The organism is Aeromonas sp. sia0103, assembly GCF_963895295.1.
Lineage (GTDB): Bacteria > Pseudomonadota > Gammaproteobacteria > Enterobacterales > Aeromonadaceae > Aeromonas > Aeromonas encheleia.
Window position 1 is genome coordinate 104,159 of record NZ_CAWQKG010000011.1, and the last position, 26,571, is coordinate 130,729.

General features: G+C 62.8%; 26 protein-coding genes. 12 read left to right on the forward strand and 14 right to left on the reverse strand.

Translation table 11 applies throughout. The features are described from left to right. Positions 1–100 precede the first annotated feature (100 nt). Both prmA and AACW18_RS03120 read right to left on the reverse strand, forming a co-directional pair. The gene (gene prmA / locus AACW18_RS03115; RefSeq protein WP_218387822.1) at positions 101–979 is read right to left on the reverse strand and encodes a 50S ribosomal protein L11 methyltransferase; all 879 of its coding nucleotides are present in this window, start codon (positions 977–979) and stop codon (positions 101–103) included. Between the two features lie 503 nt (positions 980–1,482). Then, positions 1,483–2,499 (reverse strand): zinc-binding alcohol dehydrogenase family protein, encoded by a 1,017-nt coding sequence (locus tag AACW18_RS03120; RefSeq protein WP_218387823.1) that lies wholly within the window; start codon positions 2,497–2,499, stop codon positions 1,483–1,485. 100 nt (positions 2,500–2,599) lie between these two features. Between AACW18_RS03120 and AACW18_RS03125 the strand changes: the two genes are divergently transcribed. Next, positions 2,600–3,472, forward strand: coding sequence for a LysR family transcriptional regulator (locus AACW18_RS03125; RefSeq protein WP_042652828.1), 873 nt, complete (start codon positions 2,600–2,602; stop codon positions 3,470–3,472). On the opposite strand, the gene AACW18_RS03130 is transcribed toward AACW18_RS03125, so the two are convergent. From AACW18_RS03130 to AACW18_RS03185, 12 genes are all read right to left on the reverse strand, one after another. Further along, positions 3,473–4,897, reverse strand: coding sequence for a PTS transporter subunit EIIC (locus AACW18_RS03130; RefSeq protein ID WP_042652827.1), 1,425 nt, complete (start codon positions 4,895–4,897; stop codon positions 3,473–3,475). It abuts the gene before it with no gap. A gap of 88 nt (positions 4,898–4,985) precedes the next feature. After that, a complete protein-coding gene (gene panF / locus AACW18_RS03135) occupies positions 4,986–6,443 on the reverse strand; it encodes a sodium/pantothenate symporter (RefSeq protein ID WP_042652826.1) in 1,458 nt (485 codons plus the stop codon). Further along, positions 6,433–6,681, reverse strand: a complete 249-nt coding sequence (locus AACW18_RS03140) for a YhdT family protein (RefSeq protein ID WP_218290538.1) — start codon at positions 6,679–6,681, stop codon at positions 6,433–6,435. The genes panF and AACW18_RS03140 overlap by 11 nt, the downstream gene beginning before the upstream one ends. Before the next feature lie 148 nt (positions 6,682–6,829). After that, on the reverse strand, positions 6,830–8,170 hold the full coding sequence (gene accC, locus AACW18_RS03145; RefSeq protein ID WP_042652824.1) for an acetyl-CoA carboxylase biotin carboxylase subunit: 1,341 nt from the start codon (positions 8,168–8,170) through the stop codon (positions 6,830–6,832). A 15-nt stretch (positions 8,171–8,185) separates the two neighbouring features. Beyond that, the gene (gene accB / locus AACW18_RS03150; RefSeq protein ID WP_042652823.1) at positions 8,186–8,647 is read right to left on the reverse strand and encodes an acetyl-CoA carboxylase biotin carboxyl carrier protein; all 462 of its coding nucleotides are present in this window, start codon (positions 8,645–8,647) and stop codon (positions 8,186–8,188) included. Between the two features lie 36 nt (positions 8,648–8,683). Further along, positions 8,684–9,133, reverse strand: a complete 450-nt coding sequence (gene aroQ, locus AACW18_RS03155) for a type II 3-dehydroquinate dehydratase (RefSeq protein ID WP_218290539.1) — start codon at positions 9,131–9,133, stop codon at positions 8,684–8,686. Positions 9,134–9,400: 267 nt separating this feature from the next. Beyond that, a complete protein-coding gene (gene acs / locus AACW18_RS03160) occupies positions 9,401–11,347 on the reverse strand; it encodes an acetate--CoA ligase (RefSeq protein WP_218387824.1) in 1,947 nt (648 codons plus the stop codon). Between the two features lie 174 nt (positions 11,348–11,521). Next, the gene (locus AACW18_RS03165) at positions 11,522–13,270 is read right to left on the reverse strand and encodes a sensor domain-containing protein (protein ID WP_218387825.1); all 1,749 of its coding nucleotides are present in this window, start codon (positions 13,268–13,270) and stop codon (positions 11,522–11,524) included. A 106-nt stretch (positions 13,271–13,376) separates the two neighbouring features. Further along, positions 13,377–13,745: a hypothetical protein gene (locus tag AACW18_RS03170; RefSeq protein ID WP_218387826.1), complete on the reverse strand. Its 369-nt coding sequence runs from the start codon at positions 13,743–13,745 to the stop codon at positions 13,377–13,379. A gap of 48 nt (positions 13,746–13,793) precedes the next feature. Continuing rightward, positions 13,794–14,462, reverse strand: coding sequence for a molecular chaperone TorD (torD, locus tag AACW18_RS03175; protein WP_218387827.1), 669 nt, complete (start codon positions 14,460–14,462; stop codon positions 13,794–13,796). Positions 14,463–14,714: 252 nt separating this feature from the next. After that, on the reverse strand, positions 14,715–15,119 hold the full coding sequence (locus AACW18_RS03180) for a GFA family protein (protein ID WP_218387828.1): 405 nt from the start codon (positions 15,117–15,119) through the stop codon (positions 14,715–14,717). A gap of 37 nt (positions 15,120–15,156) precedes the next feature. Further along, on the reverse strand, positions 15,157–15,444 hold the full coding sequence (locus AACW18_RS03185; protein ID WP_042652816.1) for a hypothetical protein: 288 nt from the start codon (positions 15,442–15,444) through the stop codon (positions 15,157–15,159). 512 nt (positions 15,445–15,956) lie between these two features. On the opposite strand from AACW18_RS03185, the gene glyA reads away from it, so the two are divergent. The 11 genes from glyA (at position 15,957) to AACW18_RS03245 (ending at position 26,503) form a co-directional block, all read left to right on the forward strand. After that, positions 15,957–17,210 carry a serine hydroxymethyltransferase gene (glyA, locus tag AACW18_RS03190; protein WP_218387829.1) on the forward strand — a complete coding sequence of 418 codons (1,254 nt, stop codon included), beginning with the start codon at positions 15,957–15,959 and terminating at the stop codon, positions 17,208–17,210. Positions 17,211–17,317: 107 nt separating this feature from the next. Further along, entirely contained in the window at positions 17,318–17,737 is a 420-nt protein-coding gene (locus AACW18_RS03195) for a hypothetical protein (protein ID WP_218387830.1), read from the forward strand. A 148-nt stretch (positions 17,738–17,885) separates the two neighbouring features. Next, a complete protein-coding gene (gene nrdR, locus AACW18_RS03200) occupies positions 17,886–18,335 on the forward strand; it encodes a transcriptional regulator NrdR (protein ID WP_042652812.1) in 450 nt (149 codons plus the stop codon). A 176-nt stretch (positions 18,336–18,511) separates the two neighbouring features. Continuing rightward, positions 18,512–19,621 (forward strand): bifunctional diaminohydroxyphosphoribosylaminopyrimidine deaminase/5-amino-6-(5-phosphoribosylamino)uracil reductase RibD, encoded by a 1,110-nt coding sequence (ribD, locus tag AACW18_RS03210; RefSeq protein ID WP_218387831.1) that lies wholly within the window; start codon positions 18,512–18,514, stop codon positions 19,619–19,621. A gap of 55 nt (positions 19,622–19,676) precedes the next feature. Then, positions 19,677–20,330 (forward strand): riboflavin synthase, encoded by a 654-nt coding sequence (locus AACW18_RS03215; protein WP_218387832.1) that lies wholly within the window; start codon positions 19,677–19,679, stop codon positions 20,328–20,330. 142 nt (positions 20,331–20,472) lie between these two features. Further along, entirely contained in the window at positions 20,473–21,582 is a 1,110-nt protein-coding gene (gene ribBA, locus AACW18_RS03220; RefSeq protein ID WP_218387833.1) for a bifunctional 3,4-dihydroxy-2-butanone-4-phosphate synthase/GTP cyclohydrolase II, read from the forward strand. Between the two features lie 201 nt (positions 21,583–21,783). Next, on the forward strand, positions 21,784–22,254 hold the full coding sequence (ribH, locus tag AACW18_RS03225; RefSeq protein ID WP_042652809.1) for a 6,7-dimethyl-8-ribityllumazine synthase: 471 nt from the start codon (positions 21,784–21,786) through the stop codon (positions 22,252–22,254). A gap of 5 nt (positions 22,255–22,259) precedes the next feature. Then, positions 22,260–22,673, forward strand: a complete 414-nt coding sequence (gene nusB / locus AACW18_RS03230; RefSeq protein ID WP_042652808.1) for a transcription antitermination factor NusB — start codon at positions 22,260–22,262, stop codon at positions 22,671–22,673. Between the two features lie 57 nt (positions 22,674–22,730). Continuing rightward, positions 22,731–23,690, forward strand: a complete 960-nt coding sequence (gene thiL / locus AACW18_RS03235; protein WP_042652807.1) for a thiamine-phosphate kinase — start codon at positions 22,731–22,733, stop codon at positions 23,688–23,690. Then, on the forward strand, positions 23,687–24,169 hold the full coding sequence (locus tag AACW18_RS03240; protein ID WP_218387834.1) for a phosphatidylglycerophosphatase A family protein: 483 nt from the start codon (positions 23,687–23,689) through the stop codon (positions 24,167–24,169). The genes thiL and AACW18_RS03240 overlap by 4 nt, the downstream gene beginning before the upstream one ends. A gap of 609 nt (positions 24,170–24,778) precedes the next feature. Beyond that, positions 24,779–26,503, forward strand: a complete 1,725-nt coding sequence (locus AACW18_RS03245) for a dipeptide ABC transporter ATP-binding protein (RefSeq protein WP_042652805.1) — start codon at positions 24,779–24,781, stop codon at positions 26,501–26,503. The last annotated feature ends 68 nt before the right edge of the window (positions 26,504–26,571 follow it).

Genomic DNA, 26,571 nt, shown 5'->3' on the forward strand with positions numbered 1-26,571 from the left:
CACCCCGGGGTGCCCTTGTTGTTTCAGAGATCTCAGCGCCTTGTCGGCGGCGCCGTACCCATCAGCCCTGCTTGCGGCCGCAGAGTTGATTCAGTACCCATCAGCCGTGCTTGCGACCTGAGAGGCGGCACCACTCCTCTTTCACCGCGGTCGGGTCCATGTCGAACCACTGGCCGTAGATGGTCTCCAGCTCTGGCGCCTGGCTCTCCAGCACGCCGGACAGCGCCATCAGGCTGCCCGCTTTGCCGTGGCCGGCGATAAGCGGCGCCAGCTCGCGCAGCGGGCCGGCCAGGATGTTGGCGACCACCACGTCCGCTTCGACATCTTGCGGCTGATCAGCCGGCAGGTAGAGTTCGATCTGGCCGGCGACGCCGTTGCGTTCGGCGTTGTCATGGCTGGCCTGGATGGCTTGGGGATCTATGTCGATACCGATGACACGGGCGGCGCCGAGTTTCAGGGCGGCGATGCCGAGAATGCCGGAGCCGCAACCGAAGTCGACCACCGTCTTGCCGGCCAGATCCAGCCCGTCCAGCCACTGCAGGCAGAGCGCCGTGGTGGGGTGGGTGCCGGTGCCGAACGCCAGGCCCGGATCCAGCATGACGTTGACCGCGTCCGGGTTGGGCACATCGCGCCAGCTCGGGCAGATCCAGAGTCGCTCACCGAACTGCATGGGGTGGAAGTGATCCATCCACTCGCGCACCCAGTCCTTGTCTTCCAGCTGCTCGATCTTGTAGCCCACGTCTTCCCCGAAGATCTGCTGGAAGAAGGCGATGGTGGGGGCCGGGTCAGTTTCGGCGTCGAACAGACCCATTACCTCGGTCTCACCCCAGAGCGGGGTCTCGCCGGGCAGGGGCTCGTAGACGGGAACATCCTGGGCATCCATAAAGGTCACGGCCTGGGCTCCACGCCCCAGCAGCATGTTGCTCACCTTGTCCGCGGTCTTGGCGGTGGCGTTGATTCGAATTTGTATCCAGGGCATGGCGTCGACTCTTCATAAATGTGAAACCGCGGAAGTCTACCATCATGGGCCTGTGCTGTCGTGGTTTGCCCATGTCGGCATGGTGCAGGAAGAGAACTCTGCCGAGTTGGCACGGTTAATGTATTCCTCATTGGGTGACGGGAAGCAACCTGTTCCCGCTGAATGCTTTGCTCTATGAAAGTTCCGTCATCTTTTTTCAGCCACCTTCGGGTGGCTTTTTTTGATGGCCGCTCATGGCCGGGAAAAGGGAGTGATCGGGTGGAAAAACGGCGGGTTGGCACGCAAGCTGCAACGCTTAGTCTGTCCTGCATAAGGATATGTGTGTGATTGTTACCCCAACGTTCAGGTATTTAGGGCCATCCCGGCGGGATGGCCCCTTTTTTATGCCGCTTTCGCGGGGGAGGCTGGGTGGTAAGGGTCTGGCGCTACGCCGAGCTGTGCACTCTTGGGGCCTGCCACTGGTGAATCCACCCCATGATGGTGCAGTTTTTACCCATTAGGGATTAGTCTGCAAACCCGGCCATGTCGATCACCAGCTTGCCCAGCATGCTGCCGGATTCCACCTCGGCATGGGCCTGGGCCAGGGTAAGCGGGGTCAGCTCGGGGATCGTCTTGGTGAGCGTGGTCTTGAGCGTGCCGTCATCCAGCAGTGCGGCGACCCGGCCGAGCAGATGGTGCTGCTCTATCATGTCCGGGGTCTGGAACAGGGAGCGGGTGAACATGAACTCCTGGCTGAAGGTGGCGCTCTTGGGCTTGAGCAGGCCGAGATCCCAGGGCTCGTTGGACTCGGCGATGGTGCAGATGTGGCCGAACGGGCGAATGAGACTCGCCATGGCGGCCCAGTGCTGCTCGGTGGCGTTGGTGCAGAAGATGGCATCGAGCTGGCTGATGCCGAGCCCCGCCAGCTCCGCCTGCAGGTTGTGATGACTCACTACCTGGTGGGCGCCCATGGCCAGGCACCAATCACGGGTTTCAGGCCGTGAGGCGGTGGCGATCACCTCCATCTTGGTGAGCTGGCGAGCGAGCTGGATGGCGATGGAGCCGACGCCGCCGGCGCCGCCGATGATCAGCAGCCGTCCCTCGTTCTCGCGGTTGAGGCCGATGCGCTCGAACAGCGCCTCCCAGGCGGTGATGGCGGTCAGCGGCAGGGCGGCGGCCTCCACATCCGTCAGGCTGGTCGGGGCGAGGGCGGTGATGCGCTCATCGATCAGCTGCAGCGCACTGTTGCTGCCGGGGCGGCTGATGTCGCCGGCATACCAGACTCTGTCGCCGGCCTTGAACAGGGTCACCTCGCTGCCGACGGCCACGACCTCTCCCACCGCATCCCACCCCAGCACCCGAGGGTTCGCCTCCACCTTGGCCTTGGGGGCGCGCACCTTGGTATCGACCGGGTTGATGGAGGTGGCCTTGACCCTCACCAGCAGATCCCGTGGGCCCGGGGTCGGGGTGGGCAGGTTGGCCTCGATGAAGCAGTGGGGGTGATCGCTGGGCAGATAATGGGTCAGGGCGATGGCTTTCATGGCAATTCCTTTCAAATCGGTATGAGTGGGATTGCTTGCCAGTCTAGTCTGGTTAATTATCCTCATTAAGATGGGTAATCAAGAAAGACTGTTTGAATATATGAACAATGTCGAACTGGAGTTGATGGGGCTGTTCGCCACAGTAGTGGAGCAGGGCAGTTTCACCGGGGCGGCCGAGGTGCTCGGCATGCCCAAGTCGTCGGTGAGCCAGAAGATCTCGCGCCTCGAATCCCAGCTGGGGGTGCGCCTGCTGCAGCGCACCACCCGTAGGCTCAGCCTGACCCCCCAGGGGGAGCTCTATGTGGAGCACTGCCGGGGGCTGCTGACCCTGGCGCGCAGCGCCAATCTCGCCATGGCCAGGCTGCGCAGCGCGCCCGCCGGCCGGGTGAGGGTCACGGCGCCTGAGGCGACCGGCACCCTGCTGCTCGGCAAGATACTGGCGGAGTTTCGCGCCCTCTACCCCGAGGTGGTGCTGGAGCTGACCCTGAGCGACGAGCAGCTGGATCTGGTGGGGGAGGGTTACGATCTGGCGCTGCGGGCGGCGCCGCTGAAAGACTCCAGCCTCATCTGCCGACGCATCGGCCAGGTGGCGCGCCATCTGGTGGCGGCCCCCGGCTACCTGGCCAGCCACGGTGCGCCGCAGCAGCTGGCGGAGCTGGGGCGCCATGCCTGCCTGGTGCACTCGGCGTTGCCGGTGTGGCCGCTGCAGGAGGGAGGCTGGCGGCCGCAGGGGGCCTGCATCAGCAACAGCCTGCTGGCGCTGCGAGAGCTGGCCCTGCATCAGGGGGGAATAGCCCTGCTGCCGGATCACGTCTGTCGGGACGATCTCAGCGCGGGGCGCCTGCTGAAGGTGCTGCCGGATCACCCCATACCGCCCAACCCCTTCTACCTCATCTACCCCAGCCGGGAGCACCTGGCGCCCGCCCTGCGCAGCCTGATGGACTTCGTCGCCGAGCGGCTGCCCTTCGCCTGATCAGAGGCTCTGGCTGAGGGGCGCCTGGCTGGGCTCGAGGCCGAGTGGCACCGACTGACGCTCGGCCAGCATGCGGATCTGCCCCTCGACCAGGCTGGCGTTGGGGCCCAGCACCAGCACCAGCTGATGCTCGTTCAGCTCGATCCAGGAGAGGCAGCCGAGCCCGGTCAGGCGGAGCTGATCCACCAGCATCATATCGCGCACCCGCAGGCTGAGGCGGGTCAGGCAGACGTTCATGGCCAGCAGGTTGTCCATCCCTCCCAGCACCTTGAGGTACTGGATGGCCAGCATCTGCGGATCGGTCGGTGCCACGTTGGCGAGCCGCGGCAGCTCATCGGCGATGGGGCGGCTCGGCAGGCTGAGGGGGGCGTGATCCAGCAGCAGGGAGAAGATCAGGGCATAGGCGACGAAGAACAGGATGCCGAGCGGGATCAGCCAGAAGCTGTGCTCGCCGGCAGAGTAGCTGAGCACCAGATCCAGCAGCCCGGCGGAGAAGTAACTGCCCACCTTGATGCCGAGTGAGCTGCAGATGCCCAGCGAGATCCCGGTGAGCAGGGCATGGGTCAGAAACAGCCAAGGGGCGACGAAGGCGAACAGGAATTCGATGGGCTCGGTGATGCCGACCAGGGCCGAGGTGAGCGCCAGGGTGAGCAGCAGGCCCCCCTGTGGCAACCGTTGCAGGCGCTGGCGGTGCAGCCAGATGGCGAAACAGGCACCGGGCAGACCGAACATGATGATCGGGTAGAGCCCGGCCACATAGCCCTCGTGCAGGGGCTGGGCGGTGGCGAGCGCCTGCAGGTTGCTCTCGCCGAGGCCCACCAGGCTGCCCAGCACCTGATGCAGGCCGAGGGGGATCAACAGCCGGTTCAGCACGCCATAGCAGAAGGCGCCAAACGGTGTGGTGAGCAGATCGGAGGCGACCAGTGTGATGCCCTGCTCCAGCAGCGGCCAGAGGAGCGAGAGGGGGAGGACCAGCAGCAGGCAGATCAGGGCCGAGAGCAGCAGGCCCGGCAGCTCCCCCTGCAACTGTTGCAACCAGGCGGGCAGGGGCAGGCTGCGGGTCCAGGAGCAGACCAGCGCCGTGGTCAGCCCCGCCAGCAGGCCGCAGATCATGTCCGCATGCAGGCCGGGGGCCAGGGTCGCCAGGGCCGAGCTCAGCAGCAGGAAGTTGACCGCCCCGGCCATCGCCTGGGCGCCTTGCCCCTGTCGGCTCAGACCGAAGGCGATGGCCACCGCATAGATGAGCGGCATCTGGCTGAACAAGGCGCGACCCGCGAGGGAGAGCACCGCCAGATCCAGCACATCCGGCTGGCCGAGCCGATAGAGCAGGGCGGCCAGCGGCAGGATGGAGACCGGCAACAACAGGGCATAGCCGAGTCGTTGCAGGGATTGAGTCAGGATCTGTCTGGCGTTCTGTACGGGCATAAACGGGCGCTATTTTGTGATGCAGCGCACAGTTTACCTGCAAGGCACCCATTTGGGGATAGGTGCCTGCCTTTTATCGAGCCATTTATTATTTCTGATCAAATAATCGGCGTACGGCCTGATCCGGTGGCGGCGTCAGCAGGCTGACCAGGATGAAGGCGACCAGCCCCAGCCCCAGGCTGGGCACTATGGCGTGCAAGCCGGCCAGCTTGATCCCCCACTGGCTCAGGCCCCCATAGCAGAGGATACCGCTCAGCATGCTGGCCAGCGCCCCCGGGCCATTGGCCCGCGACCAGTAGAGGCCGAGCACCAGCGGCCAGAGGAACACCGCCTGCAGGCCGCCGAAGGCGAGCAGGTTGAGCCAGATGATCATCTCGGGGGGTTGCAGTGCCGCCAGCAGCACCAGGGTGCCGAGGATCAGGGTGCAGAGCAGGGAGAGGCGTGGAATGCGCACCTCCAGCTTCTCTTGGCGAGGATTGAGGTAATTGAGGTAGAGATCCTTCACCAGGGTCGCCGAGGCCTGGATCAGCTGGGAGTCGATGGTGGACATGATGGCCGCCATCGGCGCCGCCAGGAAGACCCCCGCGAGCCAGGGCGGCAGCACCTCCATCATCAGCGAGGGCATGATCTTGTCCGGGCTGTCCATGCCGGGCAGGATGGCGCGCCCCAGGGCGCCGGCCAAATGCATGCCGAACATCAGCAGGGCGCTGACCACGGTGCCGATGAGGATGCCTCTGTGCAACGCCTTGCTGTCCCGGTAGCCGAAGCAGCGCAGGGCCGAGTGGGGCAGGCCCACCACCCCGATGCAGACCAGCACCCAGAAGCTCAGCATGAAGGGCTGGGTCAGCATGTCGCCTGCCCCCTGCGGGCTGACCAGCTTGGGATCGATCACCTTGAGTTGATGGATGAGGTTCGGCAGGCCGTCACCGGCGATGAGTATTCCGGCCAGCAGGGCGCCGGTGCCGATCAGCATGATGATGCCCTGCAGCGCATCCGTCATCACCACGGCGCGAAAGCCGCCGATCACCGTGTAGAGCAGCACGCAGCTGGCAAACAGGAAGAGTCCCTGCTGATAGCTCAGGCCGGTGGCGGTCTCCAGCAGGCGGGCCCCGCCGATGAACTGCACCACCATGGTGGCGATAAAAGCGAGGATGATGGTCACCGAACCCAGCACCACCACCCACTTGCTGCGGTAGCGGGCCCACAGCATGTCGTTGATGGTTACCGCATTGACCCGGCGGGCTATGATGGCGAATTTCTTGCCGAGCACCCCCAGGGTGAGCCAGACGGTGGGCAGCTGGATCATCGCCAGCAGCACCCAGCCTAGGCCTATCTTGTAGGCGGCGCCGGGCCCGCCGATGAAGGAGGATGCCGAGGTATAGGTGGCCACCAGCGTCATGGCCAGCACCAGGCCGCCCATGCTGCGGTTGCCGATGAAGTACTCCTGCACGAAGTCCCCGTTGCTGCGATGGCGGCTGGCCCAGAAGCCGACCCCCAGCACCAGCACCAGATAGATGACGAGGGGGAGCATCAACTCAAGATTCATGTGACGACTCCTCGGTATCCAGCGGGATTTCGATGAACAGGCGATCCACCATCAGCCCGCACAGGCCGATGAACAGCAGTGGCATCAGCATGCAGCTGAGCAGGAACCAGAGCGGCATATCCCAGAGTTCTATCTCTTCCGGGATGAAGTAAGCGGTGCCATACCAGGCAACGAAGTAAAGCAGGGTGAGCAGCAGGCAGAAGGCTGCTTCCCGACGGGCGAGAGCGAAACGGTTCACCTTGGCCTCCGACGATTGAGAGGGGCGCAAGAATAACAAAAAAGGGCCATGTCGCCATGGCCCTTTTTCAGTTGCGGATCCTTGAGGAGCCGAGTTCCGGTACAGCGCGGCGCAGAGTGCCTGCCGCCGTGCCGGAAATGGGAGGTTCTTACAGACCCAACTTCTTGTGCAGATAGTGGATGTTGGTGCCACCGTGCTGGAAGTTTTCGTCCTTCATGATCTCTTTTTGCAGGGCGATGTTGGTCTTGATCCCTTCCACCACCAGCTCGTCGAGGGAGTGACGCATGCGGGCGATGGCGATGTCGCGGTTCTCACCGTAACAGATCAGCTTGCCGATCATGGAGTCATAGTAGGGCGGCACCTTGTAGCCCGCATAGATATGGGACTCCCAACGCACGCCCAGACCACCCGGCGCATGGAAGCGCTGGATCAGGCCAGGAGACGGCATGAAGGTGGCCGGATCTTCGGCGTTGATCCGGCATTCGATGGCATGGCCACGGATGCGGATGTCCTGCTGGGTGATCGACAGGGGCTGACCGGCGGCGATGCGCAGCTGCTCCTTGATCAGATCCACGCCGGTGACCATCTCGGTGACCGGGTGCTCGACCTGGATCCGGGTGTTCATCTCGATGAAGTAGAACTCGCCGTTCTCGTACAGGAACTCGAAGGTACCGGCACCGCGGTAGCCGATCTCGAGACAGGCACGCACGCAGCGCTCACCGATGAACTTGCGCATCTCTTCGGTGATGCCGGGAGCCGGCGCCTCTTCCACCACCTTCTGGTGACGGCGCTGCATGGAGCAGTCCCGCTCACCCAGGTAGAGGGCGGTGCCCTGACCGTCCGCCAAGATCTGGATCTCGATGTGACGCGGGTTCTCCAGGTACTTCTCCATGTAGACCATGTCGTTCTTGAAGAACTGGCCTGCTTCGGATTTGGTCAGGGCGATGGCGGCGGCCAGTTCGGCCTCATTGCGCACCACGCGCATGCCACGACCACCACCGCCACCGGCGGCCTTGATGATCACGGGGTAACCGATCCGCTTGGCGATGGTGGCGTTGCGCTTGGCATCGTTGTCCACCGGGCCGTCGGAGCCGGGTACGCAGGGCACGCCCGCCTTCTTCATCGCCTCGATGGCGGAGACCTTGTCACCCATCAGGCGAATGGTCTCGGCGCGCGGGCCGATGAAGATGAAACCTGATTTTTCGACCACTTCGGCGAAGTCGGCGTTCTCGGAGAGGAAGCCGTAGCCAGGGTGAATGGCGACGGCACCCGTCACCTCGGCGGCGGCGATGATGGCCGGCACGTTGAGGTAGGAGTCCCCACTGGCAGGCTTGCCGATGCAGATGGTTTCGTCGGCCAGCAGCACATGTTTGAGCTCCCGATCGGCGGTGGAGTGAACGGCCACTGTCTTGATCCCGAGCTCTTTGCAGGCGCGCAGGATCCGCAGGGCAATTTCACCTCGGTTGGCGATGACTACTTTGTCCAACATGGGTGGCGTCTTCCCTTATTCGATGATGAACAGTGGCTCGTCAAACTCGACGGCCTGACCATTTTCAGCCAGGATCGCTTTGATCACACCGGCCTTGTCAGACTCGATTTGGTTCATCATTTTCATGGCTTCGACGATGCACAGGGTATCGCCGACATTGACGTGCTGACCAACTTCCACGAACGGCTTGGCTTCCGGGCTGGAGGAGCGATAGAAGGAGCCAACCATGGGGGAGCGCATCAGATGACCACTCGGGGTGGTATCGGCAGCCGGAGCGGCGGCCGCTGCAGCTGTAGCGGCAGGGGCGGCAACCTGTTGCATGGGCGCCTGCTGCATCATCATCTGCGGGGCAACGCTAACCTGGCCGGAGAAATTACGGCTGATGCGAACAGATTCTTCCCCTTCGGAGATTTCCAGCTCGGCGATGCCGGACTCTTCAACCAGTTCAATCAGCTTCTTGATTTTGCGGATATCCATTAGCATTCTCTTTCTTCTTTATCTGATCAGTGATTATCAAGCCGCGCGCAACTGATGCACGGCCGCGGTTAAAGCGAATTGGTAGCCATCGGCACCCAGCCCACAGATCACCCCCTTGGCGACATCAGACAGATAAGAGTGATGACGGAAGGGCTCCCTGGCGTGCACGTTTGACAGGTGCACCTCGATGAAGGGAATGGCGACACCCAGCAGGGCGTCGCGCAGGGCGACGCTGGTATGGGTGAAGGCGGCCGGGTTGATGATGATAAAATCCACCTGGCCCATGGCCTGGTGGATGCGGCCGACCAATTCATGTTCGGCGTTGGATTGCAGGTGATCCAGAGTGACACCGAGTTCGCTGGCGCTTAGCTGCAGATCGGCGACGATCTCATCGAGCGTCTTGCTGCCGTAGATACCCGGTTCCCGCTTGCCCAGCAGATTCAGATTGGGACCGTTGAGCAGGAGAATTCGGTGATGTTGCGACATATTGAGTACATCCTCGATGATAATGCTGCTATCTATCAGCTATCTTGCGGATGACCAGAAATCTAGCCATTTTCTGCGCAATTCGGTGTGCACTGGCACACAGATTTCGCAATTATATTGATTTCGTGAAAATTAGCAGCACTTTACTGGTCTAATCTCTACATCTGTCTGTTTTTTGAGCTTTTCGGCGCCTGCCGGCAAAGGCGGGCGGCAGGGATGACAAAGCCGGCGCAAGGCCGGCTTTGTGGACATGGGCAGGGACCTGCGTCAGGCCGCTTCGGACTTCTCGCGGATGAGCTTGTCGACTACACCCGGATCCGCCAGGGTGGAGATATCCCCCAGGCTGTCGGTCTCGCCCGTGGCGATCTTGCGCAAGATGCGGCGCATGATCTTGCCGGAGCGGGTCTTGGGCAGCCCCTCGGCCCAGTGGATCACGTCCGGGGTGGCGATGGCGCCTATCTCCTTGCGCACCCACTCCTTCACCTCTTTATGCAGCTCGCGGCTCGGCTCTTCCCCGGCGATCAGGGTGACATAGGCATAGATGCCCTGGCCCTTGATCTCGTGGGGAACGCCCACCACCGCTGCCTCGGCGATCTTGGGATGGGCGACCAGCGCCGATTCGATCTCGGCGGTGCCCATGCGGTGACCCGAGACGTTCAGTACATCATCCACCCGACCGGTGATCCAGTAGTAGCCATCCTCGTCGCGACGGGCGCCGTCGCCGGTGAAGTAGCGACCGGGGAAGGTAGAGAAATAAGTCTGCTCGAAGCGATCATGATCGCCGAACACGGTGCGCATCTGGCCCGGCCAGGAGTCGGTGATCACCAGGTTGCCCTCGGTGGCCCCCTCCAGCGGCTCGCCCAGATTGTCCACCAGCGCCGGTTGCACGCCGAAGAAGGGGCGGGTGGCCGAGCCCGGCTTGAGATCGGTCACGCCGGGCAGCGGGCTGATCAGGATGCCGCCGGTCTCGGTCTGCCACCAGGTATCGACGATGGGGCAGCGCTCGTCGCCTATGGTGCGGTAGTACCACTCCCAGGCTTCCGGGTTGATGGGTTCCCCCACAGATCCCATGATGCGCAGGCTGGAGCGGGAGGTACCCTCGATCGCCTCCTTGCCCTTGGCCATCAGGGCGCGGATCGCGGTCGGCGCGGTATAGAGGATGCTGACCTGGTGCTTGTCCACCACTTGGCTCATGCGGTTGGTGGCCGGGTAGTTCGGCACCCCTTCGAACATCAATGTGGTGGCGCCGTTGGCGAGCGGGCCATAGACCAGGTAGGAGTGGCCGGTGACCCAGCCCACGTCGGCGGTACACCAGTAGATGTCTTCTTCGTGATAGTCGAACACGTATTTGAAGGTGAGGGCGGCATAGACCAGGTAGCCGCCGGTGGTGTGCAGCACCCCCTTCGGCTTGCCGGTGGAGCCCGAGGTGTAGAGCACGAACAGCGGATCCTCGGCGCCCATCGCCTCGGGCGGGCAATCCGGGCTGGCCGTGGCGATGGCGTCGTGCCACCAGATGTCCCTGTGGCCGTGCCAGGCGACGTTGCCGCCGGTGCGTTTGAGGACGATCACCTTGCTGATCCGGGTCTCCGGGTTGGTGAGCGCCTCGTCCACGTTCTTCTTGAGCGGGATGGGGCGACCGCCACGCAGCCCCTCGTCGGCGGTGATGACGACGGAGGAGCCGGAGTCGATGATGCGGCCGGCCAGGGCCTCCGGCGAGAAGCCGCCGAAGACGATGCTGTGCACGGCACCGACCCGGGTACAGGCCAGCATGGCGATGGCCGCCTCAGGCACCATGGGCATATAGAGGCAGACCACGTCGCCACGCCTGACCCCTTGCGCCTTGAGCACATTGGCAAACTTGCACACCTCGCCATGCAGCTCGCGGTAGGTCAGCTTGCGATCCTCGGCCGGGTTGTCCCCCTCCCAGATGATGGCCACCTTGTCGCCGCGTTCCACCAGATGGCGATCCAGGCAGTTGGCCGAGACGTTGAGCAGGCCGTCCTCATACCACTTGATGGCGACGTGGCCCGGATCGTAGGAGGTATTCTTGACCCTGGTGTAGGGCTTCATCCAGTCGAGGATCTTGCCCTGCTCCCCCCAGAAGGCGTCCGGATCCTGTACCGACGCCTGGTACATGGCCTCATAACCCGCCTTGTCCAGCAGGGCGCCCTTGCTGATGTGGGCCTTGACCGGGTAGACCTTGTGCTCGCTCATCTGTCACTCCTTTGAATACATTCTCGTCATGATTAGATAACAACTTATACCTTTGGTGTGTGAGGGCAATTAGACTTTTGGATAGCGACGAGAGGATGCGGTGAGGGGCCCCTGGGCACTGGGGATGACAGCAGAAAGGGAGCCAGGGGCTCCCTTTTTCGCGCCATGGGGGAGCTAGCAGCGGAGGCCGCCGTCTGGGGCCAGCTTGCTGGCCAGGTGGGACTTTGACAGCGGGTGGCTGAACAGATAGCCCTGCCCCTCCTCGCAGCGCAGTGACTGCAAGAACTGGCGCTGGGATTGGGTCTCGATGCCTTCGGCGGTGACCGCCATGCCGAGACTGTCCGCCAGATGGACTATGGTGCGGCACAGCTCCCGGCTGTGCTTGTCATCGGGCAGGGCCTGGACGAAGGTCCTGTCTATCTTGATGCGATCGATGGGCAGGCTTTTCAGCAGGCTGAGGGAGGAGAAGCCGGTGCCGAAATCATCGATGGCGATCTGCACCCCCAGCGCCTTGAGACGGGTAAACAGCTGCAGGCTCTGATCCACGCTCTGGATGATGCTCTCGGTCACTTCTAGCTCCAGCAACGCCGGCGGGAAGCCGGTCTCCGCCAGGATGGCGGCCACCCGCTCCACATAGTCGAGGGCACGCATCTCCCTGACCGACACATTGACGGACAGGCGGGGCACCGAGAGGCCGTTCGCCAGCCAGCGCTGACCCTGCTGACAGGCGGTGCGCATCACCCACTCGCCGAGCCGCTCTATCAGGCCGCACTCCTCCGCCACCGGGATGAAGCGGGCGGGGGATATGACGCCCTCGCTCGGGTGCTGCCAGCGCACCAGGGCCTCCAGCCCACTGAGCCGATCGCTGGCCAGATCCGTCATGGGTTGATACAGCAGGCGAAACTGCTGCTGGGCCATGGCCTTGATCAGCCCCTGCTCCAGCAGCATGCGCTCCCTGCGCTGCTCGGCCATGGCGGGGGAGTAGAACAGATGGCCGTTATGGCCCTGGCGCTTCGCCTCGTGCATGGCGCTGTCGGCCGCGCTGATGAGGGCGTCCGCGCTCTGGCCATGATCCGGGTAGAGCGCTATGCCGATGCTGGCCGAGACGGCCACCTGCTCCTGCCCCAGCTCGACCGGCTCGTGCAGGCTGAGCAGCAGTTGCTCGGCCAGGGCCACCAGGCGCTGTGGCTGCTCGACCCCGGGGATCAGCAGCAGAAACTCGTCCCCGCCGAGCCGGGTGGCCAGATCGTCGGGGCGCAGGCGATGGCGGATGCGCCGGGCCAGCTGCTTGAGCAGTTGATCCCCGGCGTCGTGCCCCAGGTTGTCGTTGATCAGCTTGAAGCCGTCGAGATCGATGAACAGCAGGGCAAGCTGGTGCTGGTTGAGCCTGGCTGCCTCTAGCTCCAGCGCGAGCCGCTCCTGCAACAGGCGGCGATTGCCGAGATCGGTGAGGGGATCATGGTAGGCGAGGTGCTGGAGTCGGGCCTCGGCTTGCTGCAGCCGCGCTTCCTGGCTGCGGTAGACGGCCTCCTGGTCGATGTTGCGCATGGTGACGAGGAGGCTCTCCGGGGCACCTCTGGCATCCAGCATGGGGCTGCAACTGGCCTGCCAGTATCGCGACCACGCCGGATGGAGGGGGTTGCTCCCCTTCAGGATCAGTGAGGAGTGCGGTAGCGCCTGAGTGATGGGGGGCGTCTGCAGGGGAGCGAAACCGGGGTTTATCTCGAGCAGGCTCTTGCCGAGCAGTTCCGCCAGGGGAAGGCCATGGATCTCGGCGAAGGTCCCATTGACGCTGCGGCATCTGAGCTCACGATCGAATACCCCTATGCCAAACGGCGCTAGATCGAATAACTGCTGCAATTCATGGAGGGACAGCTGCGGGAGGCAGGGATCCTGAACCGATTCGGGTAGCGCTTTTGCCATGGAGGCTCCTGAATTGATGTTGTTGTCATTTACTGCTGAGAGTCAGTATGGCAGGAAGTCACCGGAGGGAAAGCAAGCCAGGGAATGGAGTCAAATCAAGGGGATGTCAGCCTTTCTGGCGACCGAATGCCTGGATGCCACGCACCAGTACCAGCAGACCCAGCAGGTGAAAAGGCAAGGCGAGGGCGAGTAACAGCAGCCAGTGGGCGGTGCTGCCGCTGCAGTTGATGAAATCTGCCCAGGCCACCAGCAGGGTGAGCATGCCAGCTATCTGGAAGCGGCGGCGCAGCACGACCTCCACCCCCAGGTTGGCGAGATAGAGGGTCAGCAGTATGCCGGCGAAGCCGGTGAGCTGGGCGGCGCCGTAGAGCTCCCTGTCCGGGTTGAACAACAGGGCCGCCAAGGGAAGCAAGCCCTGGTCCATCGGAATAAAGGTGAGCAGCCAGCAGGCGATCAACAGCAGGGCCGTCTTCATGGCATCGAGCGCCGGCAGATCATGAGCAGCAGGGCCCTCTTCATCCGATCAGTCGGCGGCTTGCGCTGGCTTGATAAGGTTGAGGTAGTTGGCATCCATGCCGAGGAAGACCCCCAGCAGGCGGGCACTGGCGCCGTAGAAGCCAAACCGGTCGGCCTTGCGGCAGGCCTGCTCGAAGTCGGCAAACCAGCCGAGCAGGTGTTGATGCAGCAGCGCCTCCTGCTCCTGCAGCCACTGCGCTCGCTCGACCGCGGTGCTGGCCTCGGCGGCGCGGATGATGAGACTGCCCATCAGGTCCAGCTCGATGGCCAGGTGATCGGCAGGCTCCTTGTACTTGTCGCTGACGTCTATGCCCAGCCGCTGCAGGCGAGCCTGCATCTCGGTCATGGGCGCCTGCATCAGCAGCCTGACATCGCCCCGATAGAGGGACTCGTAGGGCAGGGCCCCCTGCGTGGGATCGACCAGGAACAGAGCGGCGAAGTCGGCGGCCAGCTCCCGCTGGCGATCCGGGCGCACCAGCAGGCGGGCGATGGCGTCGTTGAGCTCGGCCACGGCGTCGCGCATGGGATCCAGCGTGGAGAGACTCTTCAGGAAGCTGCGCACATCGTAGCTGTCATACTCGGCGATCTGATCATCGTTGAGCTCGGCGGCAAACAGGGTGGAAAACCACCAGTAGAGTTCGGCCCGGCGTTCGCTGGTAGCCATAAATTCCTGCATTTTTCCTCCGTGGATGACAATCGGGAGCCTGGATGGCCCCCGATTCTAACGACTTTAAAAATAAAGGAAACTCAAGGGGCGGTTTTGACCGGCACCGCTCACAGTGTCGGGAGCATGGGGTCGATGCCGGTGCGCCGATACCGGTGGGGGACTGCTGGCGCCTGGCCCTGGAATTGCTCGATAGCCTGGTGTGGGCCCTGGTGGTCTGGGCCACCAGGGCGCTTGTCCCAGAACATCGAAGCGCAGACGGGATCAGGCCGGTGGCCGGCTCTCGAACTGCGGGCAGTCGTCTCCGATCTGGTGCCAGGGCGCCTTGGAGCCGACGAAGATGTGAAAGGCCGGTTGCTGGCTCGGCACATCATCGAGCACGCCGAGTCGCAGGTTGATCTTGCCGCTGCTGTGCTTCTGGCTGAACAGGCTGGAGCCGCAGTGACGGCAGAAGGCGAGGGAGGTCTCCGCCGACTTCTGGAAGCGGGCGATGGCCTCGGCTCCCCGCACTATGGTCACCTTGTCCCCGTCCAGCCCGCCGACCGAGGCGTAATCCGACCCCGAAAACTTGCGGCACTCGCTGCAATAGCAGTTGCCCATGTAGTCGAATCGATCCGGCAGGCTCAGGCCGACGGCCCCGCACAGGCAACTGGCGTGTAGCATCCTCATCTCTCTTCCTCGTATTGGGTTGGTGGCTCAGGCCATGTTAGTCGTCCTTCGCGCGAAACAGGACCCGCTTGCACTTGGCGCAGGCCCACTCGCGCCGAAAGTCGGCCAGATGGACCAGACCGACCTCCAGCTGCTTGTGGTGACCGCAGTGGCAGCAGAACACTATCTTGCCGTCCACCGCGTCCGGATGGGCCGCCAGGTATTGGGCCCGGGTGGGCAGCTCCTCCCAGTGGGTGCTCGGGACGCGCTTGCGTTGATGGGTGTAGTAGACCCAGTAGAACAGAAAGAAAGCAACCAGGATGATGAAGGTCAGCAGATGATCCATCGCGATGTTCCCCGTGTCGGTGTGCCCAGTATTCAATCAAAATTCGATTCGAATGAATATGTTACAAGAGCGGGTCGGCCCCGGTTGTGATCCGCTTCGGATTTTGACTCAGGGAGCGACCGCCGCCGTGCCGACCCGCTAGACGGGGCGGAAGCCGCCATCGGAGCGGGCGTCGTCGGGTTCGCTCAGGGGGGCTGGATACCGATCTGGCCCTGCTCGGCCAGCCGAGGTCCGGCAGTTGATCGCGCTGGTGTTGTTTGCCGAACACTTCGTAAAACTGGAGACGGGCGGGTCTGAAACGGGGGCGCCAGCGCCACAATTTGCGGCGGCGGTGGGGGAGTGGCACGACGGGCTGGCAGGGGAAATGGCGTCGCCGACCTAAATTACTTTGCATTTTATAACATGGATTCAACATTTTTTTGGGTGGTCGGACTGTCTCTTTGATCCCGCTCCGGTTACAATGCGCGGGCCCACTTCATCTATCGCGCAAACGATTTTCAGGAGATAAACGGATGTTGAAACGTGACATGACCATCGCCGGCTACGATCCCGAGCTGTGGCAGGCCATCACAGACGAAACCCGTCGTCAGGAAGAACATATCGAGCTGATCGCGTCTGAGAACTACACCAGCCCCCGCGTCATGGAAGCCCAAGGCTCCCAGCTGACCAACAAGTACGCCGAAGGCTATCCGGCCAAGCGTTACTACGGTGGTTGCGAATACGTCGATGTGGTCGAGACCCTGGCCATCGAACGCGCCAAGGAACTGTTTGGTGCCACTTACGCCAACGTGCAGCCGCACTCCGGCTCCCAGGCCAACAGCGCCGTCTACATGGCCCTGCTGCAGCCGGGCGACACCGTGCTGGGGATGAACCTGGCCCACGGCGGTCACCTGACCCACGGTTCCCCGGTGAACTTCTCCGGCAAGCTGTACAACATCATTCCTTACGGCATCGATGAGTCCGGCAAGATCGACTACGAGGAGATGGAGCGTCTGGCGGTTGAGCACAAGCCGAAGATGATGATCGGCGGCTTCTCCGCTTTCTCCGGTGTGGTCGACTGGGCGCGCATGCGCGAAATCGCCGACAAGATCGGTGCCTGGCTGTTCGTCGACATGGCCCACGTGGCGGGTCTGATCGCCGCTGGCGTCTACCCGAACCCGGTGCCCCACGCCCACGTGGTCACCTCCACCACCCACAAGACCCTGGCCGGTCCCCGTGGTGGTCTGATCCTCTCCGCCGCCGATGACGAAGATCTGTACAAGAAGCTGAACTCCGCCGTCTTCCCGGGCGGCCAGGGCGGCCCGCTGATGCATGTCATCGCCGGCAAGGCCGTGGCCTTCAAGGAAGCGCTTGAGCCGGAATTCAAGACCTACCAGGCCCAGGTCGTCAAGAACGCCAAGGCCATGGTCGAGGTGTTCTTGGCCCGCGGTTACAAGATCGTCTCCGGCGGTACCGACAACCACCTGATGCTGGTGGACCTGATTGGTCGCGAGCTGACCGGCAAAGAGGCCGATGCGGCCCTTGGCAAGGCCAACATCACGGTCAACAAGAACTCGGTGCCCAACGATCCGCGCTCCCCGTTCGTGACCTCCGGCGTGCGCCTGGGTACCCCGGCCATCACCCGCCGCGGTTTCAAGGAAGCCGAGAGCAAGCAGCTGGCTGGCTGGATCTGTGACGTGTTGGACAACCCTGCCAACGACGAAGTGCTGGCCAACGTGCGTGAGCAGGTGCTGGACATCTGCCGCCGCTTCCCGGTCTATGCCTGATAAGTCGGTTGTGCCGATGTGAGACCAATGCCACCCTCGGGTGGCATTGTTTTTTGGGTCTCGGTGCCGCCATGGGCCGAGCGTCATAGGCAGACAGAGGAGGTTCCATGTCCCATGCCAGCGATGAGGAGTCGATCCTCTCCATCCGTGCCCAGTACCACTTTCGCCCGGCGCCCGAGGGGTTGCTGGCGTGGGATGTGCGCCGACTGGTGCGGCTGAGCCGCGGGCTGCCGGTTCAAGCTGTGCCGCTGGCACAGCTTGTCGAATTGGATTCCGAGCACTGGTACGGGCATGGGAACATCCGGCCCACGGTGCGCAGCATCATAGAGCACTGTCAGCTGATGCTGGCCGCCGATCTCGCCTATCCCATCATTCTGGACAGTGCGGGACGGGTCATGGATGGCATGCACAGGGTGAGCAAGGCCTTGATGCAGGGCCACACCCATATCGATGCCGTACAGTTTGTGCTGGATCCGGCGCCCGACCATGTGGGGCGGGATCCCGACTCCTTGCCCTATGACGACTGATTGGCGCCGCCGTAGCGAGCCCGATGCCACCCTGGGGTGGCATTGTTTTTTCTGGGCTTTTACCGGTTTTGGGTGGCCGTGTTACACTGGCTGACCAAGATCCTGACCCCTTGTGGCAGGTGCCCTGTTTGTTTGCGCCGGAGGTCCGATGCATTGCCCTTTCTGTAGCGCCGTTGATACCAAGGTGATCGATTCCCGTCTGGTGGCAGAAGGCCATCAGGTGCGTCGTCGCCGCGAGTGTTTGCTCTGCCACGAGCGGTTCACCACCTTCGAGATGGCCGAGCTGGTGATGCCGCGCATCATCAAGTCCAATGGTTCTCGCGAGCCCTTCAACGAAGACAAGCTGCGGGGCGGCATCTTGCGGGCACTGGAAAAACGCCCGGTGAGCATGGAAGCCATCGAGAAGGGGGTCAACCACATCAAGTCCCGCCTGCGCGCCACCGGTGAGCGGGAGGTGGCCTCCCAGCTGGTGGGCAACCTGGTGATGGACGAGCTCAAGACCCTCGACAAGGTGGCCTACATCCGCTTCGCCTCCGTCTATCGCAGCTTCGAAGACATTCGCGAATTTGGCGAAGAGATCGCCAAGCTGGAAAAGTGATGGTATCGGGTGGGCAAGCTGATATCCGCTTCGTTTCCACCTATCGCAGCTTCGAAGACATTCGTGAGTTCGGTGAAGAGATCGCCAAGCTGGAGAAATAAGCTTCCCCAACGTCCGATTAGGACGCGCTAATCGAACCTACAACGCCCATTTTCTCGCTTTGAACGGGAGCCCAGATGTTTAGTCAAGATGATTACCAATGGATGAGTCGGGCCCTCGAACTGGCCCGCCGTGGTCGTTACACCACGGCCCCCAATCCCTGCGTCGGCGCCGTGCTGGTGAAGGCCGGGGTGGTGGTCGGGGAGGGTTGGCACCAGCGTGCCGGCGAACCCCATGCCGAGGTCTATGCGCTGCATGCCGCCGGTGAAGAGGCCCGCGGCGCCACCGCCTACGTGACCCTGGAGCCCTGCTCCCATCATGGTCGCACCCCACCCTGCGCCGAGGCGCTGATCAAGGCCGGGGTGACCCGGGTGGTCGCCGCCATGGTGGATCCCAATCCCCAGGTGGGGGGCCGTGGCCTGCGCATGTTGTCGGAGGCCGGCATCAAGGCCGATTTCGGCCTGCTCAGCGCCGAGGCCGAGGCGCTTAACCCGGGTTTCTTCAAGCGGATGCGCACCGCCTTCCCGCAGGTGACGGTCAAGCTGGGCGCCAGCCTGGATGGCCGCACCGCCATGGCGAGCGGCGAGAGTCAGTGGATAACCGGCCCCCTGGCCCGCGCCGACGTGCAGCGCCTGCGGGCCCGCCACGACGCCGTGCTCTCCAGCGCCGAGACGGTGCTGACCGATGGCGCCTCCCTCAACGTGCGTTGGGACGAGCTGCCCGCCTCCGTCAAGGCGGTCTATCCCAAGGAGGCCCTGCGTCAGCCGCTGCGGGTCATCATCGACTCCCAGAACCGCTTGACCCCTGACTTGCCGCTGTTCAAGACCACGGGGCCCGTGCTGCTGGCCCGTCACAAGGTCGGCGGTGACTGGCCCGACTGGGTGCAGCAGCTGGAGCTGCCGCTGCTGGATGGCAAGCTGGATCTGGTCAGCCTGTTCATGCTGCTGGCCAAGCAGAACATCAACTCAGTGTTGGTGGAGGCGGGGCCGCGGCTGTGCGGCGCCCTGTTGGGCAAGGGGCTGGTGGATGAGCTGGTGCTCTATCAGGCTCCCAAGCTGCTGGGGGATGAGGGGCGCGGCCTGTTCCATCTGCCCGAGTTGACCCGCCTGTTCCTGGCACCCAAGCTCAACATCAAGGATGTGCGGCTGGTGGGGCAGGATATCCGCATCACGGCCCGGGTGGTCTGACTCTTCAACGCTTAGCCGGGGCCGGTTGGGCCCCGTCATCATCAAGGTGATCTGCATGTTTACCGGCATTATCGAAGCGATGGGTACCCTGGCCGCCTTGCGCCGCCAGGGGGAGGACATGGCCCTCACAGTGCACGCCCCCAGCCTGGACTTCAGCGACATAAAACTCGGCGACTCCATCGCCACCAACGGCGTCTGCCTGACGGTGGTGAGCCTGGGGGACAAGAGCTACACCGCCGACGTCTCCCTGGAGACCCTGTCCCGCACCGGCTTCGCCGCGGCCAAGGTGGGCGATCCCGTCAACCTGGAGAAGGCGCTGATGCCGACTTCCCGCCTCGGCGGCCACCTGGTCTCCGGTCACGTGGATGGGGTGGGGGAGGTGAAGAGCAAGTCCAGCAGCGGCCGCGCCATCGAGTATTGGATAGTTGCGCCGGCGGAGCTCTCCCGCTACATCGCCGAGAAGGGCTCGATCGCGGTGGATGGCATCAGCCTCACGGTCAATGCGGTGCAGGGCAACCTGTTCCGCCTCACCATAGTGCCCCACACCGCCCAGGAGACCACCATAGCCCGCTGGAAGCCGGGCCATCGCGTGAACCTCGAGGTGGATCAGATAGCCCGTTATCTGGAGCGACTGATGCAGGGCAAGGCGCAGGAGAGCGGCGGCTCTAGCCTGACCCTGGAGAAGCTGGCGCAATCCGGCTTCCAGTGAGGAGGTGGCGGGCAACGAAAAGGGTTTTCTGTGATCCCGCCCCGGTTGAAATGGGGGCCTGCGCCCCCATCTAGGACAGAATGACGCAGTATCAAGTCGAGCCTGCAGGCTCAATCCCCGAAGCATGTTGATGGAGTAGCCCATGGCGCTGAGCACAACCCAGGAAATCATTGCCGATATCAAGGCTGGCAAGATGGTGATCCTGATGGATGACGAAGACAGGGAGAATGAAGGGGACCTCATCATGGCCGCCTCCTGTGTCCGGCCGGAAGATATCAACTTCATGGCCCGTTACGGCCGTGGGTTGATCTGCCTGACCCTGACCCGGGATCGCTGCAAGCAGCTGGCGCTGCCGCTGATGGTTGATCGCAACAACGCCCAGTTCTCTACCGCCTTCACCGTGACCATAGAGGCCGCCGAAGGGGTGACCACCGGCATCTCCGCCGCCGACCGCGCCGTCACCGTACAGGCCGCGGTGGCCCCGAACGCCAAGGCCGCCGATCTGGTACAGCCTGGCCACATCTTCCCGCTGATGGCGCAGGATGGTGGCGTGCTGACCCGCGCCGGTCACACCGAGGCGGGTTGCGATCTGGCCCGGCTGGCGGGCCATGAGGCGGCCTCCGTCATCGTCGAGATCCTCAACGAAGATGGCACCATGGCCCGTCGCCCGGATCTGGAAGTGTTCGCCGAGCAGCACGGCATCCGGCTCGGCACCATCGCCGACCTCATCGAGTACCGCAACCAGCACGAGACCACGGTCGAGCAGGTGGCCGAGTGCAAGCTGCCCACCGAGCATGGCGAATTCGACCTCATCACCTTCCGCGACACCATCGACAACCAGGTGCACTTCGCCCTGAAGAAGGGGAATATCCAGGCCGATACCCCGACTCTGGTGCGGGTCCACTTGCACGACGTGCTGAGCGATCTGCTGCTGACCGACCGTCACAGCGCCCGCAGCTGGCCCTTGCCCAAGTCCATGGCGCGTATCGCCGAGGAGGGCGGCGTGCTGGTGATCCTGGGGGCTGAAGCCCAGGGTGATGAGCTGCTGGCCCGGGTCAAGGCCTTCGAGGCCGCCGACAAGGGGCTGCAACCGGAAGGGGCCAAGTGGCAGGGCACCTCGCGCCGGGTCGGCGTGGGCTCCCAGATCCTCAAGGCGCTCGGCGTCGGCAAGATGCGGCTGCTGAGCTCCCCCAAGAAATATCACGCCCTCGGCGGCTTCGGCCTGGAAGTGGTGGAGTACGTCGGCGAATAAGCGCCGGACGGAGGAGGAGGCGGCTGCCGTGCCCGCCCGGGGCATGCCATGGGCTCCCCTGGCGGATCAACGTGGCGGCCGCATGAATCGCCAAACCATGCTCGCCTCGTGCGGGCATGGTTTTTGTCGTGGGTCTGTTGTGCTAGAATGTGCGCACTTTTGACTCCGGCCCTTTTTGATTGCACAGAGACAGGATTTCCAATGAAGATTATCGAAGGAAATATCGCCGCTCCCGAGGCGCGTGTTGCTATTGTCGTTGCCCGTTTCAACAGCTTCATCAATGAAAGCCTGGTGGATGGTGCGGTGGATGTACTGAAGCGTCAAGGCCAGGTCCAGGACAGCAATCTGACCCTGGTACGAGTGCCGGGTGCCGTCGAAATTCCCTTGGCTATCAAGAAGCTGGCCAAGAGTGGTCAATACGATGCCATCATCGCGCTGGGCACCGTCATCCGCGGTGGTACCTACCACTTCGAGCTGGTGGCAAGCGAGAGCAGCAAGGGCATGGCCCAGGTAATGATGGAATATGAGATTCCGGTTGCCTTCGGTGTGCTGACCACCGAAAACATTGAACAAGCCATCGAGCGCGCCGGTACCAAGGCGGGTAACAAGGGTGCAGAGGCTGCACTGAGCGCGCTCGAAATGATCAACGTCCTGAAACAGCTTGAGGAATAAATACATTGAAACCGTCCGAGCGCCGTAAAGCCCGCCATTGCGCCACCCAGGCCATCTACCAGTGGCAGATGACCAAGGCCAACGTGGGCGACATCGAAGAGCAGTTCAAGATCGATCAGGACACCAAGGGTGTGGACCTGAGCTATTTCCGCGATCTGCTGTTCGGGGTAGCCGTTCACTGCAACGAGCTGGACAAGGTGTTCTCACCTTTCCTCTCCCGTCCGCTGGAAGAAGTGGACATGGTGGACAAGGCGATCCTGCGTCTGGCGACCTACGAGCTGACCCGTCGTGATGATGTGCCGCCCCGTGTGGTGATCAACGAAGCGATCGAGCTGGCCAAAGCCTTTGCTGCCGATGACAGCCACAAGTTTGTCAACGGTGTACTGGACAAGGTGATCAAGACGCTGAGCAAGCGTTGATCCTGCCGTCCATCAGCATTAAGAGAGGAGCCAGCCTAACCGCTGGCTTTTTACTGTATGGGTGAATTTGAGCTGATTGAGAAGTACTTCAAGGTCCCCCACGCCCGCAAGGACGTGGTGATGGGCCCTGGAGATGACTGCGCCCTGCTGACCCTGCCCGCCGATACCCAGCTGGCGGTGAGCACTGATACCCTGGTCAGCGGCGTGCATTTCTTTCCCGACATGGATCCGGTGGATCTCGGCTACAAGGCGCTGGCGGTCAATCTGTCCGATCTCGCCGCCATGGGCGCCGAGCCGCGCTGGGTCTCCATGGCGCTGACCCTGCCTGCCATCAACGAGGCCTGGGTCGCCGGCTTCGCCGAGGGTTTCCTCGAGCTCGCCGAATACTACAACGTGGCGCTGGTGGGCGGGGACATGACCCGCGGGCCGCTCTCCATCACCGTCTCGGTGAAGGGATCCGTGCCGACCGGGCGGGCGCTGCTGCGCAGCGGTGCCAAGGCCGGCGACGGCATCTATGTCACCGGTACCCTGGGGGACGCGGCCCTGGCACTGTCCCACCTGCTCGGCAAGCGGGCACTCAACGAGAACCAGCTGGCCGCGGTGCTGCCGCGCCTCGATCATCCCCATCCCCGCATCCTGGCGGGGCAGGCGCTACGCGGGCTGGCGAACAGTGCGCTGGATCTCTCCGACGGCCTGGCCTCGGATCTCGGTCACATCCTCAAGGCCTCCGGGGTGCGGGCGCAGATCGATCTCGGCCTGCTGCCGCTCTCGCCGGTGCTGCAGGATGCGGTGCCCGAGCGGGATGCCTGGCAACTGGCGCTGGCCGGCGGCGATGATTACGAGCTCTGCTTCACAGTGCCGGAGGATCATCGCGGCGTGCTGGACACGGCGCTCGCCAACTGTGGCGTCAAGTTCACCCGCATCGGTCGCATCCTGGCGGGCGAGCCGGGCATCGACTACGTGCGGGGCGAGCTGCCGGTCGAGCTTCACCTCAAGGGTTGGGATCACTTCGCATGATAAAACCCGAGCTGAAGAAGCTGAACCTGAAGAATCCCCGCCACCTGCTGGCGGTGGGGTTCGGCGCCGGTCTGTCACCCAGGGCGCCGGGCACCATGGGGACCCTAGTGGCCATACCGCTCTACCTGATGGCGAGCGGGCTCTCCACCCCCTGGTTCATCGCCCTGCTGGCGGTGGGCTTCGTGGTGGGGATCTGGCTCTGCCAGGGGGCCACCGACGCCATCGGCATGCCGGATCACGGCGCCATCGTCTGGGACGAGGTGATAGGCTTCGGGGTGACCATGATAGCGGCCCCCGCCGGTTGGGAGTGGGTACTGGCCGGATTCGTGCTGTTCCGGCTGTTCGATGTGCTCAAGCCCTGGCCCATCTCCTGGTTCGATCGCCGCATTCACGGCGGCGTCGGCATCATGCTGGACGATCTCATCGCCGGCCTGTTCGCCCTGCTGTGCATGCAGCTGCTGGCACTCTGGTGCCTGTGAGTCAGCGCCCTACCAGATGAGTGCAGGCCCGGCTTCATGCCGGGCCGATTTGCCCCCCTTGTTTTGTATGCAATTATGGCCGCTTCCTGTCCCTTGGGCCGATCGGCCCTGCGGCGGAACATGCTGCTTTCCCCCTATTTACCTCTGCTTACTTTTCCTTCATCCAGATATGCTGTCGTTAAAAAATCATTTCACATAAATATTCACTACTCATTCGAGCCTTGCTAGGCTAGGTGGAATAGTTGATACGGTTGCTTGTTGCGTCATTGTTGAAATTTAAATAAGACAATCGCTCGCATCGCCATCACAATCTCTGGTAATGTGATTTATATCGACATTTTACGCCTATGGTCAGTGTGTTATCTGCGCAAAGTATTGCGAAATTGTATAACTGGATCATTTACACCCGCGGGCAAACCGACTAACTTACTCGCGGGTTATTCCAAAAAAATGCAAAAAACCCGCCCGGATCGCTGGTTTGGCTGCCTCATGGATTGAGCGTTTCTTACTCACACTAAGCACTCAAGATAAGTACCCAAGGCACAACCAGCATCTGCGGCTGATTTACGGACGAATTATTTGGGACGGATGTCCCCCGCAGAGGTAACCATGTCCTTGCTCGAAGTGAAAAACTTGCGGATCGAGTACCCCTCCCGCTATGGGGTGCTGGCCGCGGTGAAGGATCTCTCTTTCTCTGTCGAAAAGGGAGAGATCGTCGGAGTGGTCGGCGAATCAGGTGCCGGCAAATCCACCATCGGCAATGCCGTCATCGATCTGTTGAGCCCACCCGGCCGCATCGCCCGGGGTGACATCTACCTCAATGGCGAGCTCATCTCCGGCAAGAGCCAGAACGAGATGCGGGCCATCCGTGGCTCCCGTATCGGCTTCATTTTCCAGGATCCCATGACCTCCCTCAACCCGCTGTTCACCGTCGAACAGCAGCTGGTGGAGACCATACTGGCCAATACCGATCTCTCCCGCGACGCCGCCTTTGCCAAGGCGCTTGAGCTGATGGGCGCGGTCGGGATCCCGCAGCCGGACGTGCGCATCAAGCAGTATCCTCATCAATTCTCCGGTGGCATGCGCCAGCGGGTAGTCATCGCCATCGCCCTGTCGGGGGATCCCGAGCTCATCATCGCCGATGAGCCGACCACGGCGCTGGACGTTTCCATTCAGGACCAGATCCTGCAGCTCATTCGCAACCTCTGCAAGGAGCGTCAGGTGGGCTGCATGCTGGTGACCCACGACATGGGCGTGGTCTCCAACGTCACCGACAAGGTGGCGGTGATGTATCGCGGCGATCTGGTGGAGTTCGGCACCACCGAACAGGTGCTGGGTAGCCCCAGCCACCCTTATACCCGTAGCCTCATCTCGGCGGTGCCCCGCTCCGACGTCAAACTGGTGCGCTTCCCGCTGGTCTCCTACATCGAAGACGCCAGCGCGCCGGATCTCAGCATCGATCTCAAGACCCACTGGCTCGGCCAGAGCCAGGATGAGCGCAGCTATGAAGGCGCGCTGCTGCGGGTGGAGAACGTGGATCTGAGGTTCGTCACCAAGAATTCCATCTTCCCGAGCCGTCGCCAGTATGTGCGCGCCTGCAACAACATCAGCTTCGAGATCTTCGAGGGGGAAACCTTCGGTTTGGTGGGGGAGTCGGGCTCCGGCAAGTCCACCATAGCCCGTGCCATCACCGGCCTCTATCCGCCCGATACCGGCAAGATAGTGTTCGAGGGGATCGACCTCACCGCCCTGAAAGGGGAGCATGAGCGCCGCCCGCTGCGCCGCCAGATGCAGATGGTGTTCCAGAACCCTTACTCCTCGATGAACCCGCGCATGAAGGTGCGTGACATCATCGCCGAGCCCATTCGCTTCCATAAACTAGCCAGCAGCGAGAGCCAGATCCAAGGGATAGTGAGCGACTTGCTGGATCACGTCGGCCTCGGCCGGGGGGCAGGGGTCAAGTATCCCCACGAGTTCTCCGGTGGCCAGCGCCAGCGCATCTCCATCGCCCGCGCCCTGGCGACCCGGCCGCGCTTCCTCATCTGCGACGAGCCGACCTCGGCGCTGGATGTCTCGGTGCAGGCCCAGATCCTCAACCTGCTCAAGGATTTGCAACAGGAGCTTGGGCTCACCATGCTGTTCATCAGCCACGACCTGCCGGTCATTCGCCAGATGTGTGATCGCATCGGGGTGATGCAGCACGGTCATCTGGTGGAGGTGGCCGAGACCGAGAAACTCTTTACCAATGCCGAGCATGAGTACAGCCGCAAGCTGATCTCCCTCATGCCGGAATTTAAGGGAATGTCCCGCGAGGGGCTGGAAATCGCAAGCTAGGAAAGCACCGGCTCGCCGGTCTGTTTATCAACGATAGTGTCAATAAAAAAGCCAAAAGCATGGAGAAA

Excerpts from the sequence above, each read along its gene's own strand:
- prmA (WP_218387822.1), bottom strand. The coding sequence starts at position 979 with ATGCCCTGGATACAAATTCGAATCAACGCCACCGCCAAGACCGCGGAC.
- AACW18_RS03120 (WP_218387823.1), bottom strand. The coding sequence starts at position 2,499 with ATGAAAGCCATCGCCCTGACCCATTATCTGCCCAGCGATCACCCCCAC.
- AACW18_RS03125 (WP_042652828.1), top strand. The coding sequence starts at position 2,600 with ATGAACAATGTCGAACTGGAGTTGATGGGGCTGTTCGCCACAGTAGTG.
- AACW18_RS03130 (WP_042652827.1), bottom strand. The coding sequence starts at position 4,897 with ATGCCCGTACAGAACGCCAGACAGATCCTGACTCAATCCCTGCAACGA.
- panF (WP_042652826.1), bottom strand. The coding sequence starts at position 6,443 with ATGAATCTTGAGTTGATGCTCCCCCTCGTCATCTATCTGGTGCTGGTG.
- accC (WP_042652824.1), bottom strand. The coding sequence starts at position 8,170 with ATGTTGGACAAAGTAGTCATCGCCAACCGAGGTGAAATTGCCCTGCGG.
- accB (WP_042652823.1), bottom strand. The coding sequence starts at position 8,647 with ATGGATATCCGCAAAATCAAGAAGCTGATTGAACTGGTTGAAGAGTCC.
- aroQ (WP_218290539.1), bottom strand. The coding sequence starts at position 9,133 with ATGTCGCAACATCACCGAATTCTCCTGCTCAACGGTCCCAATCTGAAT.
- acs (WP_218387824.1), bottom strand. The coding sequence starts at position 11,347 with ATGAGCGAGCACAAGGTCTACCCGGTCAAGGCCCACATCAGCAAGGGC.
- AACW18_RS03165 (WP_218387825.1), bottom strand. The coding sequence starts at position 13,270 with ATGGCAAAAGCGCTACCCGAATCGGTTCAGGATCCCTGCCTCCCGCAG.
- AACW18_RS03170 (WP_218387826.1), bottom strand. The coding sequence starts at position 13,745 with ATGAAGACGGCCCTGCTGTTGATCGCCTGCTGGCTGCTCACCTTTATT.
- torD (WP_218387827.1), bottom strand. The coding sequence starts at position 14,462 with ATGCAGGAATTTATGGCTACCAGCGAACGCCGGGCCGAACTCTACTGG.
- AACW18_RS03180 (WP_218387828.1), bottom strand. The coding sequence starts at position 15,119 with ATGAGGATGCTACACGCCAGTTGCCTGTGCGGGGCCGTCGGCCTGAGC.
- AACW18_RS03185 (WP_042652816.1), bottom strand. The coding sequence starts at position 15,444 with ATGGATCATCTGCTGACCTTCATCATCCTGGTTGCTTTCTTTCTGTTC.
- glyA (WP_218387829.1), top strand. The coding sequence starts at position 15,957 with ATGTTGAAACGTGACATGACCATCGCCGGCTACGATCCCGAGCTGTGG.
- AACW18_RS03195 (WP_218387830.1), top strand. The coding sequence starts at position 17,318 with ATGTCCCATGCCAGCGATGAGGAGTCGATCCTCTCCATCCGTGCCCAG.
- nrdR (WP_042652812.1), top strand. The coding sequence starts at position 17,886 with ATGCATTGCCCTTTCTGTAGCGCCGTTGATACCAAGGTGATCGATTCC.
- ribD (WP_218387831.1), top strand. The coding sequence starts at position 18,512 with ATGTTTAGTCAAGATGATTACCAATGGATGAGTCGGGCCCTCGAACTG.
- AACW18_RS03215 (WP_218387832.1), top strand. The coding sequence starts at position 19,677 with ATGTTTACCGGCATTATCGAAGCGATGGGTACCCTGGCCGCCTTGCGC.
- ribBA (WP_218387833.1), top strand. The coding sequence starts at position 20,473 with ATGGCGCTGAGCACAACCCAGGAAATCATTGCCGATATCAAGGCTGGC.
- ribH (WP_042652809.1), top strand. The coding sequence starts at position 21,784 with ATGAAGATTATCGAAGGAAATATCGCCGCTCCCGAGGCGCGTGTTGCT.
- thiL (WP_042652807.1), top strand. The coding sequence starts at position 22,731 with ATGGGTGAATTTGAGCTGATTGAGAAGTACTTCAAGGTCCCCCACGCC.
- AACW18_RS03240 (WP_218387834.1), top strand. The coding sequence starts at position 23,687 with ATGATAAAACCCGAGCTGAAGAAGCTGAACCTGAAGAATCCCCGCCAC.
- AACW18_RS03245 (WP_042652805.1), top strand. The coding sequence starts at position 24,779 with ATGTCCTTGCTCGAAGTGAAAAACTTGCGGATCGAGTACCCCTCCCGC.